This is a genomic window from Nostoc sp. (genome assembly GCF_041747015.1).
GTDB lineage: Bacteria > Cyanobacteriota > Cyanobacteriia > Cyanobacteriales > Nostocaceae > Nostoc.
Genome location: NZ_JBGTFY010000022.1, coordinates 1 through 15,066, shown reverse-complemented (window position 1 = coordinate 15,066; position 15,066 = coordinate 1). Strand labels below are relative to the sequence as shown.

The following is a 15,066-nucleotide window of genomic DNA, read 5'->3' as shown; positions in this document are numbered from 1 at the left end:
TTCTGGAATTAACAAGCGATCACGCTAGAATCATCTTTAAGATTTAATTACGAATTACGAATTATTTAGCCTATTGTTTCTTTTCTATTTTCTTCAATATCTTGCCAAAATTCTGCTCTTGTTACATTTTTTAGAGACTCTTGACGTTCTTTTGTATAATCACCAGAACCCCAACCCATTTTTTGTAAAAAGCGAATTGTGTCAAGTTGTCCCAACTCTTTAACTAAGGCTTGATAACCTTTTGTGCGTAATTCAATGAGTTTCATTTTCATCATCTCCTCCATTTCACCTTCTAACTGCATTTACCGATTCGTTATGACCTGTCAGGGTAGAGATTTCTGCTCCTGTCTGCAAATCCCACAGCTTCAGAGTCTTGTCATCAGAAGCAGAAACGGCTTTTTTACCATCTGAGGATATCGCTACTGCATTTATCGATTCCTTAGGACCTGTCAGGGTAAAGATTTCCTTTTCTGTCTGCAAATCCCACAGTTTCAGGGTGTTGTCATTTGAACCAGAAACGGCTTTTTGACCATCTGAGGATATCGCTACTGCCATTACTGAGTCGTTATGACCTGTCAGGGTAGAGATTTCCTTTCTTGTCTGCAAATCCCACAGTTTCAGGGTCTTGTCATCTGAACCAGAAACGGCTTTTTGACCATCTGGGGATATCGCTACTGACATTGCTGCGTCGTTATGACCTGTCAGGGTAGAGATTTCCTTTCCTGTCTGCAAATCCCACAGTTTCAGGGTGTTGTCATAGGAAACAGAAACAGCTTTTTTGCCATCTGGGACAATAGCTACTGCTCTTACCCAGTTGCTATGACCAGTCAGGGTAAAGATTTCCGTTCCTGTCTTCAAATCCCACAGTTTCAGGGTGTTGTCAGATGAAGCAGAAACGGCTGTTTTTCCATCTGGGGTAATCGCTACTGCATTTACCCTGGAGTTATGACCAGTCAGGGTAGAGATTTCCTTTCCTGTCTGCAAATCCCACAGTTTCAGGGTCTCATCATATGAAGCAGAAACGGCTGTTTTTCCATCTGGGGCAATCATTACTGCTGTTACCCTGGAGTTATGACCAGTCAGAGTAGAGATTTCCTTACCCGTCTGCAAATCCCACAGTTTCAGGGTCTTGTCATCTGAACCAGAAACAAATTTTGAAATTCTACTGATTTTGAGGCTAATTTAGTGGAAATTCCCCCCATTTTATGCCATCTCCTTTGCCATATAATTAGCCATACTCTTATTAACTTCTTTAAACAGTTTTCGACCTTTACCTAGTTTGTCTTGCCCTTTGAGAAATTCCATAAAACTTCGATGATAAATACTATAGTAAGTTTTTTGTTCATCTTCATTTACTTTCGGTGTTACATACTCAACCCAATCATTTAACACCGATTTCACCTCATATTCATCCTCATCAAGAATTTCTGCAATCATGTTTATGGATATTGGCTCACCTCTTTCTACCAATATATACAGTATTTTTACTTTCTTTTCATTCGATTCATTATCCATCCCTATCCGATTCCAATGAGTCGTATAATAATCCTGAAGACCTTGTGGCAATCCCTTTAAAGTTAAATCATTATATTTACCTTCAGAGATTCCGGGTAATAGATAGCGTAAATATATAAAATTATTTTCACTTTTTACCGCTATTTCCTGAGTAAAATTATCCTCAGAAATATTGCGCTCATTAATCCAACTTTTTAGTTTATGATCATTCTTCAAAAATAAGTGAATATACTCTTTTACATCTTCTTGACTCAAAGCTGTATAATCACTCTTTGTTAAATCCAATTCATCTACAGGAGTATCTGGAGACAAATTTAAACGTTTTGTTTCTTGATTATAAAGTCTTCTAGTCAGTAAAAAATAGACTCCATCGGGAAGATTTTGTGGTAAATCTAAAAGATTACCATTTCCTTCTTGCTCTACTTCATCTAGTGCATCAACAACAATTACAAGTTTTTGTCCTTTTAGTTCTTCACTAGCTTTTTGCAATAAAGTCCTTAAATCAGCGTTGTCTGCATTTTGGAGAGAATGACGCTTAATTAATTGTTGACGAATACTGGCTAAAAACTTTTCTGGTTTGTTGCGTCCTTCTGCGAAAACATTAAAATAACAAGGAAACTTAGTAGCTAAAACGTATTTAGCAGCGATCGCACTTTTACCCATTCCTGCATCCCCAATCACACTAAAATAACCCTTATTTTGAGTTATGAAGAATTTTTGAATAGCCTTGAAAACAAAATCACGACCGCAAAATAAGCGAGTTTTTCAAAGATTAAGGCTTGAAATTCTTTGGGATAAACATCTAAATTCCAATCTGGATAAGGCTGATATTTTGAAGCTTTTGTTTGTTTAGCAACTGCGATAAAAGCTTCGCCAAATTCTTCTAATTCACCCAAGAAGTTAATTTTAGCATTGATTATTTGCGTTTTTAGTTCGCTATTTTGATGAAGAAATTCTTTTGTTTTGTTTGCAAATTGAAAGGGAGAATTAGAACTGTAAGCAGCCCAAAAATAATCTTTAATTACTTTCTCTCTAAACAGGTTTAAAATTGCTCCAGGTTTAAATACACCATATTTTACCAGAGTGTAAGCATAAACCCCATCAACATCATCAGGAATTTGGGTAGGATTGAGTTTTAATTCCTGTAGAACTTTGATAACAGCTTCGTTTTTTTGAGCTTGTTTAATGATTAGTTGACTAGCTTGAGGAGCATATTTACTAATCACTGAAGTAATGGCGGCAAATTCTATCATGGTCTATGACCGAAAATTTACTATTTTTTACGAGTAAAATTATAGCAAATTATACAGTAAGTGCTTTTGAGTAATATTATAGTTGCATAACGTAACGTTGTTGTATTTAAACATCTGCCAAAACATACTGGTGCTGCTATAACAAAGCTTACGCACGGGGTTGCAACTGCGATACTCGCTATGCCAAGTGTCTAATTGAACATGGTTGCCCTGATGTAACACTGCTTTATTGAAGCAAATGGGATTAGTGTTGTTAGAGGCGATCGCTAAACCAGATGTAACAAATGCAATCGCCGAATCAACAAACGCGAACTCCGAATCAACAAATGCGAACTCCGAATCAACAAACGCGAACTCCGAATCAACAAATGCGAACTCCGAATCAACAAATGCGAACTCCGAATCAACAAATGCGAACTCCGAATCAACAAATGCCAGAACTAGATTTCTTGTTTCCCCCCTTTATAAGGCTACGGTGTACACACAAGTTATCGAATCACTATCAGTCCTCGAATTACCCCACCCTAACCCTCCCCTTGTAAAGGGGAGGGAACTGGATTTTCGGTTTCCCCCCTTTCTAAGGGGGGATTAAGGGGGGTAATTACTCCTAACTTCTCAGGTTCACTCCAAATTTTTCCACCAAAGCTTCACGGACTTTATTGTGTACTGGTTCAACTTCAGCCTCAGTAAGAGTGCGATCGCTTGCCCGATAAATTAAGCGAAATGCCAAACTCCGCTGTCCTTCCGGGACATTTTCACCACGATATTCATCAAACAATTCCACTGATTCGAGCAAATCTTTGCCAGCTTGGGTAATTGCTTTTTCCAGTTCGGTAACTGATACTTTCACGGGTGCAAAAAAGGCGATGTCGCGATCGCTAGCTGGGTAAGTAGAATAGGGCTGAAACGCCGGCGTGAGAATTTCATCTTGTTCTAGAGAATCTAAAACCACATTTAGATCCAACTGGAAAACATAAACGGAGTCTGGTAAACCTTTTTCTCGCCGTAATTGGGGATGGAGTTGTCCAAAAATACCCAGTCTGTTACCCCGAATCCACAAAGAAGCGGTGCGTCCTGGATGTAAGCGATCGTCGCGGCGATCGGGTTGAAATTCGATTTCCAAGCTAAGTTGCCGAAATACACTTTCTAAAATGCCTTTGGCTTCAAACCAGGTTAGGGGTTGTTCTTGTCCACTTTTTGACCATTTTCCAAGGGTGCGATCGCCTCCCACAATCCCAGCAAGAGCTTCTGTTTCTTCCAAACCGTCTTCTTCTTGCCAGAAAATTTGTCCGATTTCAAAGCCATTGAGGGCACCATTACCCTGCTCTAAATTATATTGAAAGGCATCAACTAAACCAGATATCAAATCGGTTCGCAGCGCTGAATATTCTGCAAATAAGGGGTTTGACAGGACTATATTTCTGTCTTCTCCTGGTTTGACTAAAGAATAGTGGATCAATTCTGTCAATCCTTCAGCCCGGAGGAAAGCTCGTAACTTACGAATCAGTTCTTGATCTAAAGGCAAATAACCAGCTTCGGCTTTTTCTGGTAAAGTATCGCAAAATTTATTGTAGCCATAGAGACGAGCGATTTCTTCAATTAAATCAATTTCCCGCTCTAAGTCGCGGTAACGATAGGGTGGTACGGAAACTGACCATGTACGTTGATGGGTGGTATCTTCTCCTGAAGGAGTCAATTGACATCCCAATGCAGTCAGGACGCGCTCAACATCTTGTTCTTGGAGTTCTCCCATGTCTTCTTCCAATTCGATTGGCCCGAGTATTTGATTAACTCGGTCTAAACGCAGTTCAATGGAACGACTCCAGGTAGACGGATCGGGGCGGGTATCGGCAATTTCCTGCTGCACAATAATTCCACTAGCTAATTCGCTAATTAAGGACAAAGCGCGGCGATTAGCTATTTCCAACTCAGCCCGATTAACTCCCCGTTCATATCTGCCAGAAGCCTCACTTCTTAAACCTGCACTCCGGGAAGAACGCCGAATTGCCACGGAATCAAATAAAGCTGCTTCTAAAACTAGGCTTTGAGTCCCTTCATGGACTTCTGTTTCTTGTCCACCCATGACTCCCGCCAGGGCAACGGGTTTGTCGTTAGCGGTAATTAACAAATTTTGGGATGCTAGAGTGCGAGTTTGTCCATCCAGGGTTTTGAGGGATTCTCCAGCAGTGGCGAAGCGAACGCCGATGGTTAAATTTTCGCCATTTGTAAGAGATTGTAGGCGATCGCTATCAAAGGCGTGCAGTGGTTGTCCCCATTCCAACAAAACGTAGTTAGTAATATCGACCACATTACTGATGGGACGTACCCCAGCAGCCCGCAAACGCTGTTGCAACCATTCGGGAGACGGGGCAATTTTGACCGATTCAATTACCGTACCGATGTATGCAGGACAAGCTTGGGTATCGGCAATTTTTAAAGCTAAATTTCCGGCATTTTTGGGAATAGAGACTTCACCCGGTTGAGAAATGCTCAACTTTCCACCCGTTAAAGCTGCTACTTCTCTAGCTACGCCTACTATACTCAGAGCATCAGCGCGATTAGCAGTTGCGGTGAGGTCTAAAATTACATCATCTAGACCCAACAATGGACGGACATCACTACCCAATGGTAAATTTTCTTGGGTAAAAATATGAATTCCGTCTACATCAGTGGGCAAACCGAGTTCCTTTAAAGAACAAATCATCCCCTGAGATGGAACACCACGCAGTTTTGCAGGTTTAATTTTTAAATCGATGTTGGGTAAGTAAGTACCCGTAGTTGCCACCGGCACATAGATATCTGCCTTCACATTGGCAGCGCCACAGACAATATTTAAAATCTCATCTGCACCGATATCGACTTGGCAAACACTCAATTTATCGGCGTTGGGGTGGGGTTGACGCTCAAGGACTTTCCCGATAACCACGCCATTTGCCCAAGTACGGCGGTCTTCAATCTCTTCAACCTCAAACCCCGCCATTGTAAGGGTTTCGGCTAATTCTTTGGGACTAAGTTTTATCTCTACTAGTTCGCGCAGCCAATTTAGAGAAATACGCATGGAGTGTGCTTTTTTTTAGGAATCGTCTTTTGCTCTAATTTTAGGGTGTTTACTAGCGATCGATGGCTACTCATCCCGCAAGACGTACCCTTTTACTTGAACAATCCTACTACGTTAGACTGGCAGAACAGTCTCTCATGGTAATTTTTTCTTGGCGTCTTGGCTTCTGTTCTCAACAAACTCAACTTTTTGCTGTGAGCAATTGATTTAGGACTCTTAATATAATACTGGTAATGAGTAGGGCATAAATAAAAATGTCATCAAAAACTTTCGATATTGCTGACTTATCGGATAATTTAGCTGATTTATTGTCAGATATCCAAAATCATGTTGAAATGACGCTAACTCGGCAGGGTGTGCCTTGGGCAAGGGTTTTGCCTTTGTCTCAACCCCAAGAACAGCCTGTAGTTCCCAAAGCGGGTTTAAATCGTGGCTCTATGGTAATGATTGATGATTTTGATCATCCTTTACCAGATTCTTTTTGGGGTTTATGAAGGTTTTATTAGATACTCATATTTTTATTTGGTGGGACAGTGAGCCTGAGAAGTTATCACCAAATATTTAATGTGTAGGTTGGGTTGAGGAACGAAACCCAACATTTTGCGGGGTTTGTTGGCTTTCACTTAATTCAACCCAACCTACAAGTATTCTTAATTCCGACGCTGTTGCTTGTAGTCATAATCATCGTCGTATTCAATCGTGCCAAATAGCTCCAAAATTTTCAGTTGCTTTCGACCTTGCACATACTCTCGTAATGCCTCTTTAACAACGGCATCCTTAGTTGGATGACCGCCAAGTTCGAGAGCTTCCTTAATTAAGTTTTCGTCAATTTCTAGATTAGTAGTCATGTGCAAATTCTTCTAATTACGAATTACGAATTACCAAAGATTTTGTGGTTAATTTAAGTCAAATGCATAAAGACTATTTTCAATAATTCAGTGCGAGTAAATGGTTTAGTCAGATATCCAGATGCTCCTACCAATTTCGCTTTTACTTTGTCTACAATTCCTTTACTCCCAGTGACAAAAATAATGGGAGTCTTCTTAAATATTGAATTATTTCGGATAATTCGACACAACTCATAACCATCAATTCCTAGCATATTTAAATCCAGCAAAATTAAGTCCGGTTTGTGCCTGATAATTGACAAAACGGCTTTTACTGGATCGTTAATAGTAACTACAGAAAAGTTTTCATTTTCTAAAAAATGGCTAATTTCTTTAAGAATTGTGGGGCTATCATCTACAGAAACGATTTTGTGGACTTTTTGTGTAGTTACAGTAGCAGCCGTTACTCTTTGGGAAGCAATATTTATGTTATTTAATATTGTTGGTTCCTGAAAGTTTTCTTTTGGAGGGGCAGAAATCTGTGGTAATCGCTGAACAGGAGCTATATTCTCTTCAGAAATATCGGGGTAAGGGTTGACGATAGTGCTTAATTTTTCTTTAGTGTCAACTAACTCTGGACTCAATTTTGATAATAGCGTAGGCGTAGCCCGTTGTAGCGATCGCTCTTCAAATATCTTTGGTAATTTATCAAATGGTGGATCAGGTTCATGCAAGATAATCGCACCCTTAAGGATGTAAGGGTATAAACTTCGAGCCAGTTGGATTTCATCTTGATTCAAAATTGCAGCTAGATGACACAAGCTGAAACCCTTCATCCAGTTAGTTAAATCTGGCTGGAGGTTTGGTAAATCTTTTTCCTCAAATTTGCTGTTAATCAACAGATATGGACGTTGATATGGAGAAGAAATTTGGGGAACAAAAGCCTGCCAATTCTGTAATCTTACTTGGCAATATTCTAGAATTTGTTCCACATCTAGTCTGCAAGTTTTTGGTATTATATCAAGTGGTGCTGTTAATTCATAAGTACCTTCTTTGAGTAGCAAAAATGATTCAATTACCTCTTTAACCAATTCTTGAATCAGGACTGCTGCTTGTGTATAATGTATATGTTGTTGACTAACAAGCCAGGATATAGCCTGATATTCAAGAGGGTGGCTTCTCGAATTGCTATCATGTTCAATTAACTGACTGTGTGAGTCAGGTTCAAACATCAGACGTACTTGAACCCGAACCTCGCTGGTAAGTAGTGGAATTTGGTAACTAAGGCGACGCAAATGACGCTCTAATCGATCAAAGGGTTCTACTGAATGGGTAGCATAGGTTATTTTGCCCTGTTCTAAGTAAATTGACCAAGAGACTGAGTTACTTAATGCTTGTAAACAAGTACTATCAGAGCAATTGGATAATTGTCTTAACAAATTTAGAGGACGTAGTTTGGTGAATGTACCTGAATTATTCATATTTCTCAAGTTTTTTGCGGAATAGCAACCAAATATTTGTAGATTGAAAATATCAGTTATAAAGTATTTTATTTGTTGTAATATTTCTCTACGTACAGATTATTTCTTTTAAAATATGTACTTATATATCAAAATTTATAATACACATAAAGTCAACTAGCATATTTTATACCTTTTACTGACAAATAAAAAACAAGTAGCCATCATGAACTGGGTATACCAAAAGATACATGAAAAACTTCTCTTCCTACCGCCCTTAATTCACACTCTATGGGGACTTCGAGTTTCCCTGCCGCTGAACAGTTGTCTCAATTACAGTGAGGATGAATAAAGGTAAACACTCATTATGGCTAGACTATTAGTAGATGTCAGTTAATTCTAGTTTTATTAACTACCGACAACTCTTGGTTGAAGACCCTAATAACTACATTGATTTATACCGACTCACTTCCTAGACAAACTTGATTCAAAGTTCGCACAGTTACATTGGTACACTTTTAAAGCTAATAATCTTAATTATGGTTAATAAGTTTTCTATGAAGGAGCGATTCCCCTACATAAAATCTTTAAAAACTTATCGAGGAAAGTTTACGTATTTATTGTACATTAAGTTCAATGGGTATAAATTTTTGGTAGATCCACTACAACAGCTAATGCTGGGTTTTGATAAACTATTTTTTGCTAAACTAAGCGATGCTCAAGTTCTTCTTAAATATTATGTAGAAAACTTGGTTAAGATAATTTGTTTAATAAAGATTAGAGCATCTACCACTAGATACTATATCTATAATCGCCTCGTCGATTAAAACTCTATACTTTGAGAAAAGGGAAATAAGGTTTTGAATTTTAACATAACACAAAAAGTTATGCCTGATACATTAAGACTTGATGAAGTAGTAGAATTTGCCGAGAATCCAGAACCACGTTGTCCTTGTGTCCTTTTACTAGACACATCTGGCTCGATGCAAGGAGATCCGATTGAGGCTTTAAATCAGGGTTTACTAAGCTTAAAGGATGAATTAGTCAAAAATTCCTTAGCCGCAAGACGGGTGGAAGTAGCGATCGTAACTTTTGATAGTAATATCAATGTCATACAAGACTTTGTGACTGCCGATCAATTCAATCCGCCCATTTTGACAGCACAGGGTTTGACTACAATGGGTGCAGGAATTCATAAAGCTTTAGACATAATTCAAGAGCGTAAATCTCAGTATCGTGCCAATGGCATTGCTTACTATCGTCCTTGGGTATTCATGATTACCGATGGAGAACCGCAAGGCGAGTTAGAGCAGGTGGTAGAACAAGCAGCCAAGCGACTACAAGGAGATGAAGCAAGTAAGCGCGTAGCATTTTTTACAGTTGGTGTAGAAAATGCGAACATGACACGTTTAAATCAAATAGCTGTGCGTACCCCCCTGAAACTCAAAGGATTAAATTTTATTGAGATGTTTGTCTGGTTGTCAACTAGTATGTCAGCTGTTTCTCATTCGCAGATGGACGAACAGGTAGCACTACCGCCGATTGGTTGGGGGACTGTTTAATTAAAGCTTGCAGCTAGCTGTGTAAACATCAAGCTGTTAGAAAAAAATCTATGAACATATCAAAACAGATTGCTCAATGGCGGATTGTGGCTGCGTCTGTATGTGGTACAAGTCACTTAAAAAACGACCAGTTATGTCAGGATGCTCATCACTGGCAGATATTGTCAGATAATATTTTAGTGGCGGCGGCAGCAGATGGTGCCGGTTCTGCTAGCCTTGGGAAAGTGGGAGCGATGGTTGCTGTGGAGACAGCAATAGAAAACATTTCCACTAAAGGACTGACCCGAAGCATTTTGACTGATGATAGCTATGTGCGATCGCTTTTAAATGATGCCATGCTAGCGGCCAAAAAAGCTGTGGAGGATGAGGCGGCTGCTTGTGACAAACAGCCTCAAGATTTAGCAACTACCTTAATTATGATGGTCGCTACACCAGAACTTGTCGGTGTGGCACAGATAGGTGATGGTTTGGCAGTGGCAAAAGATTGCACGGGCAACCTCCTGGCACTGACGATTCCTGACAGCGGCGAATACATTAACGAAACCACTTTTTTGACTTCGCCGACTGCCTTAGATACAGCGCAGATGAGATTATGGCGCACAGACATAGCCAATGTTGGTATAATTACTGACGGACTCCAAATGCTGGCTTTGAACATGGTTGTTGGCGAACCTCACAAACCGTTCTTTTTTCCACTGTTTGAATTTGTAGCCAATACCGAGGATAAGACAGAAGCTAAGGAGCAATTGGTAAAATTTTTACACTCAGAACGGATTACGCAACGCACTGATGATGATTTGACACTCATTATAGCTGCATTCAACAACTCATAAGCAATAAATCTACAGGTTTCACATCTTACAATAACTCCCGTTAGCGGTAATTTCATTATGCAGGTACTACGTTGTTCTCCTAGAAAAGAAATCCTCAGCCTCAGTGTCAGTTTGGGGCGTGGGGGTGAAGCTTGTGTTTATACAGTGCCATCCGATAACAACTTGGTGGCGAAGATTTACCACAAACCAACGACAGCCCATGCTGATAAACTCCAAGCAATGCTTGCCAACCCGCCGGAAAACCCGACGGCTAGTTTGGGGCATATCTCAATCGCTTGGCCGGAGGATTTATTACGGGCAGCAGATGGCAAAAATAGCATCCTTGGCTTTTTGATGCCACGTATTCAGGGGATGCGGCCAATTATCGACTTTTACAACCCTAGAACCCGTCGCCAACACTGCCCCCTATTCAACTATCAGTACCTGCTCCGCACGGCTCGAAACCTGGCGGCAGCTTTTGCAGCTTTGCACGCTAGTGGATATTGCATTGGTGATGTGAATGAGTCAAATATCCTCGTCAGTGACACAGCACTGGTGACTTTGATAGACACAGACTCTTTCCAAGTACTCGATCCAAGCAATAATGTTGTTTATCGCTGCCCAGTAGGTAAACCAGAGTTTACCCCACCAGAACTCCAGAATAAAACTTTTGCCCAACACGATCGCGAAATCTCTCACGATTTATTTGGGTTAGCGGTGCTAGTATTTCAACTCTTAATGGAAGGCACCCACCCATTTTCGGGGATTTTTCAAGGCGCTATTGAGCCACCGCCCTACGAAGCCCGCATTGCATCGGGTCATTTCACTTACAGCCAAAAGCGTTACGTACCTTACCTTCCCACACCCGTTGCACCCGCTTGGGAAATTCTCCATCCCAGCTTACAAGAGCTATTTGTCCGTTGTTTTGAAGAAGGTCACAACAACCCACTGCTGCGCCCCAGTGCCCAAACTTGGCTCTCGGCAATAGCTGAAGCTGAAGATTCCCTGATTACCTGTACTACAAATCCTCAGCATCGCTACAACAATCATATGCGTAGCTGTCCGTGGTGTGAACGTACTGTGCGATTAGGTGGACGCGACCCCTTTCCATCACATCGGGCTATAGAAGCTAGAGAACATCTACAGCCGCGAATTAAACCGAGAAAGCACTACACCCAGACACCGCGCTTTCCACAGCGAGCCATGTCATCGCACCTAGCTAATTGGCAGCCAGTAATTACCCCAAGTCGTTCATCTTATAAACCTCTCAAGAGGTCAAAGTTTTACCCGATTATTTGTTGCTTGCTAGGTTTTGGTTTATTGGGATATGCGGACGTGATGATTAAATTTACTCAGCCGTTAGTTTCCCAAAATGCTTACACTCAACAAACATTGCAGGCTAGCCAGATAAGTAATAACAAACTCAGCTTCGCCGATTACTCTCAGCAGGGTGATGCTGCTTACAAAGAGCGAGACTATGAAAAAGCAATTGTCAACTTTACTGAAGCAATTGAACAAGAACCTACCCATGCTATAGTTCTTGTCAATCGTGGCAATGCCCGCTCTAACTTGAAAGACTACGAAGGGGCGGTTGGAGATTATAGCCAAGCTCTCAAAATCAACCCCAATCAAATCAAAGCTCTGGTTAATCGAGGTAATGTCCGCTATATGCTCGCTGAATATAGCAACGATCCTGATACAGAGTATAACCTAGCGATCACCGACTATAATCGTGCTATTGGACTGGATAATAAAGAAATTGAAGCTCATATCAGACGGGGGATTGTCCGCGCCCAAATTGCTAAATATAGCGGTGAATCTCAACAAGCTTACAAAAGAGCGATCGCAGATTTTACCGAGGCAATAAAACTTAATGCATCCCAAGCAGAAGCTTACTTTCAACGGGGTGCTGTCTATTATCAAATTGCTCAATATAGCAGCAATTATGAGCAAGAATATAATCTAGCGATCGCTGATTTTAACCAAGCATTAACTATTAGTCCTAAACTAGCAAAAGTATATCTCAAACGAGGTATGGTTCGCTATGAACTGGCACAATATGGTGGTAGTGAATCTAACAAAAACCAGGCAAAAGCTATCGAAGATATACAGGCATCTGCCAAAATCTTTCTTGAGCAAAATGATATGGATAATTATCAGCAAGCACTCAGTAATATGTGTGTAGTCGTAGAAAACAAATGTGACCCTTTATTCCAAACTCCAAGTAATCTGGAAAAAACTAACTAGAAACAAGTAAGTTTTTTTACTTGTATATTATTGGTTTTGATTTCAGAAACTAAGCCTGACTAGGGTTAGCACCAGCTAATCCTAGTTATTTTATGGGTAACATTTTTATTTAATTAAGTAATTTATTTTCATGTTTCTAGATATTCATAGAGCTTTTATATATAAAATATTTTAATTTATGTTTCCTTTATAATTTTGCCGAAAATTATAGTTAGATTATTGACGGGGAAGAAGAAATAAGAAATCAATTTTTCCCTCTCTAAGTGCATCCTCTTCATGTCGAGAAAGTCAGAAGTCAGAATAATCATAAGAAAGTAGGGGATTCAGACCCGCACTTCTCTACTAGACGCTGCGCGTAGCTTCCCCGTAAGGGTACGATAAAGCTTAGTGACCGCCACTAATTGAGAACTACTAAATTACAGATTTGGTGGGGGCGCACAGAATTAAATTCTGCTAGCGGATAGCTAAGGTTTAGCCCATTCTGGCTCCTGACTCCTGATTCCTGAATTCTTTCCTGATAATAATATCCCTACAAATCTCCGAGGTAATTGCATGAAAGCGGTGATTTTGGCTGGAGGTCTTGGTACACGCCTCAGTGAAGAAACCAGTATCAGACCCAAGCCGATGGTTGAAATTGGTGGTAAGCCAATTCTGTGGCACATAATGAAAACTTACTCTGCCCACGGCATAAATGACTTCATCATTTGTTGTGGTTACAAAGGTTACATAATTAAAGAGTATTTTGCTAACTACTTCTTACACATGTCAGATGTAACCTTTGATATGCGATTTAACCAGATGAACGTGCATTCTGGTTATGCTGAACCCTGGCGTGTCACCTTAGTAAATACGGGTGATAATACAATGACAGGCGGACGTTTAAAGCGAATCAGTGAACATATTGGCAATGAGACTTTTTGCTTCACTTATGGTGATGGTGTAAGTGATATTAATATCACCGAGCTAGTTAACTTTCATAAAGCACAAAACACCTTAGGAACACTCACAGCCGTTCAACCAGCCGGACGTTTTGGAGCTATTTCTTTAGGATATGAGCAAACTAAAATCACCAGCTTTCGGGAAAAACCAGAAGGTGATGGAGCTTGGATTAATGGCGGTTATTTTGTGTTAGAACCAGAAGTAATCAATTTGATTGCTGATGACTCTACGGTGTGGGAGCAAGAGCCATTAGAAAAGCTAGCTGATATGGAACAGCTCTCTGCTTTCAAACATGATGGTTTTTGGCAACCGATGGATACTTTGCGCGATAAAAACTATCTAGAGGGGCTATGGAAGAACAGTCAAGCTCCTTGGAAAGTTTGGTAGAGGGGAGAGTTAGGAGTTAAATGACAAATGACTTCATAGATTTACTGTAATTTTAAGTGCGATAATACTAATGTATGATTTTGCGATTATAGGTGGGGGAATCGTTGGACTCTCTACAGCATTAGCTTTAGGAAAACGCTATCCAAATGCCCGTATTTTAGTACTAGAAAAAGAGAGCCAATGGGCATTTCACCAAACCGGCAATAATAGCGGGGTGATTCATTCTGGTATTTACTACAAGCCAGGGAGTTTCAAAGCTAAATTTTGTCGTGATGGTTCTCGCTCTATGGTAGAGTTTTGTCAAGAGCATGGAATTGAGCATGAAGTTTGTGGTAAAGTAATTGTTGCAACTGAAGAACAAGAACTACCACGCTTAGAAAATCTCTACAAACGCGGCTTAGATAATGGCATAGAAGTCCAGAGAATCAGCCCGGAAGAAGTCAAGGAAATTGAACCTCACGTAAAATGTGTAGGTGGGCTTCGGGTATTCTCAACTGGGATTATTAATTACAAGCAAGTTTGTTTGAAATACGCCCAGCTAATTCAAGAGCAGGGTGGAGATTTACACCTGAATACAAAAGTTCTGAAAATCTCCCCAAGTGGTAAAAATCAGGTACTGCAAACAAACAACGGTAACTTTGAAACCCGCTTTGTAATTAATTGTACTGGAGTGCATAGCGATCGCACCGCCAAATTAGGCCAAGTTGAACCCCAAGCAAAAATTGTGCCATTCCGGGGAGAATACTACGAACTCACCCCAGAAAAACGCTATCTGGTCAAGACTCTAATCTACCCAGTCCCCAATCCAGATTTTCCCTTCCTGGGTGTCCACTTTACCCGGATGATTGATGGTAGCGTCCATGCGGGGCCAAACGCGGTTCTATCGTTCAAACGCGAAGGTTACAAAAAAACCGACTTTGACTTACGAGATTTTCTGGAAGTCATCACCTATCCCGGTTTCTGGAAATTGGCAGCCAAACACGCCCCTGAAGGCATCCAAGAAATC

Annotated in this window: 13 protein-coding genes and 1 pseudogene; 6 read left to right on the top strand and 8 right to left on the bottom strand. The window is 40.4% G+C overall.

Annotated elements, in window-relative coordinates:
* Nucleotides 1-65: 65 nt before the first annotated feature.
* From ACEW80_RS01750 to pheT, 6 genes and pseudogenes are all read right to left on the bottom strand, one after another.
* Nucleotides 66-266 (bottom strand): hypothetical protein, encoded by a 201-nt coding sequence (locus tag ACEW80_RS01750; protein ID WP_373524947.1) that lies wholly within the window; start codon nucleotides 264-266, stop codon nucleotides 66-68.
* Between the two features lie 19 nt (nucleotides 267-285).
* Nucleotides 286-1,110 (bottom strand): WD40 repeat domain-containing protein, encoded by an 825-nt coding sequence (locus ACEW80_RS01745; protein WP_373524946.1) that lies wholly within the window; start codon nucleotides 1,108-1,110, stop codon nucleotides 286-288.
* Nucleotides 1,111-1,161 (bottom strand): annotated as a pseudogene (locus tag ACEW80_RS01740) (hypothetical protein); the annotation flags it as partial.
* Between the two features lie 42 nt (nucleotides 1,162-1,203).
* Nucleotides 1,204-2,178 (bottom strand): transcriptional regulator, encoded by a 975-nt coding sequence (locus ACEW80_RS01735; protein WP_373524945.1) that lies wholly within the window; start codon nucleotides 2,176-2,178, stop codon nucleotides 1,204-1,206.
* Between the two features lie 41 nt (nucleotides 2,179-2,219).
* On the bottom strand, nucleotides 2,220-2,768 hold the full coding sequence (locus ACEW80_RS01730) for a hypothetical protein (RefSeq protein ID WP_373524944.1): 549 nt from the start codon (nucleotides 2,766-2,768) through the stop codon (nucleotides 2,220-2,222).
* Between the two features lie 607 nt (nucleotides 2,769-3,375).
* The gene (pheT, locus tag ACEW80_RS01725; RefSeq protein ID WP_373524943.1) at nucleotides 3,376-5,826 is read right to left on the bottom strand and encodes a phenylalanine--tRNA ligase subunit beta; all 2,451 of its coding nucleotides are present in this window, start codon (nucleotides 5,824-5,826) and stop codon (nucleotides 3,376-3,378) included.
* A gap of 254 nt (nucleotides 5,827-6,080) precedes the next feature.
* Here pheT and ACEW80_RS01720 point away from each other — a divergent pair, with 254 nt between their 5' ends.
* Nucleotides 6,081-6,320, top strand: coding sequence for a type II toxin-antitoxin system Phd/YefM family antitoxin (locus ACEW80_RS01720; protein ID WP_373524942.1), 240 nt, complete (start codon nucleotides 6,081-6,083; stop codon nucleotides 6,318-6,320).
* 156 nt (nucleotides 6,321-6,476) lie between these two features.
* Here ACEW80_RS01720 and ACEW80_RS01715 read toward each other — a convergent pair whose 3' ends face one another.
* Together ACEW80_RS01715 and ACEW80_RS01710 are read right to left on the bottom strand one after the other, a co-directional pair.
* Complete coding sequence (locus ACEW80_RS01715; RefSeq protein WP_373524941.1) at nucleotides 6,477-6,674, bottom strand: type II toxin-antitoxin system VapB family antitoxin; 198 nt, start codon at nucleotides 6,672-6,674, stop codon at nucleotides 6,477-6,479.
* Between the two features lie 53 nt (nucleotides 6,675-6,727).
* Entirely contained in the window at nucleotides 6,728-8,134 is a 1,407-nt protein-coding gene (locus ACEW80_RS01710; protein WP_373524940.1) for a response regulator, read from the bottom strand.
* An 866-nt stretch (nucleotides 8,135-9,000) separates the two neighbouring features.
* On the opposite strand from ACEW80_RS01710, the gene ACEW80_RS01705 reads away from it, so the two are divergent.
* The 5 genes from ACEW80_RS01705 to lhgO form a co-directional block, all read left to right on the top strand.
* Nucleotides 9,001-9,675 carry a VWA domain-containing protein gene (locus ACEW80_RS01705; RefSeq protein WP_373524939.1) on the top strand — a complete coding sequence of 225 codons (675 nt, stop codon included), beginning with the start codon at nucleotides 9,001-9,003 and terminating at the stop codon, nucleotides 9,673-9,675.
* 50 nt (nucleotides 9,676-9,725) lie between these two features.
* Nucleotides 9,726-10,508, top strand: coding sequence for a PP2C family serine/threonine-protein phosphatase (locus ACEW80_RS01700; protein ID WP_373524938.1), 783 nt, complete (start codon nucleotides 9,726-9,728; stop codon nucleotides 10,506-10,508).
* 57 nt (nucleotides 10,509-10,565) lie between these two features.
* A complete protein-coding gene (locus ACEW80_RS01695; RefSeq protein WP_373524937.1) occupies nucleotides 10,566-12,734 on the top strand; it encodes a tetratricopeptide repeat protein in 2,169 nt (722 codons plus the stop codon).
* 552 nt (nucleotides 12,735-13,286) lie between these two features.
* Entirely contained in the window at nucleotides 13,287-14,060 is a 774-nt protein-coding gene (rfbF, locus tag ACEW80_RS01690) for a glucose-1-phosphate cytidylyltransferase (protein WP_373524936.1), read from the top strand.
* A gap of 70 nt (nucleotides 14,061-14,130) precedes the next feature.
* On the top strand, nucleotides 14,131-15,066 hold a 936-nt coding region (gene lhgO / locus ACEW80_RS01685; protein WP_373524935.1), incomplete at its 3' end, for an L-2-hydroxyglutarate oxidase.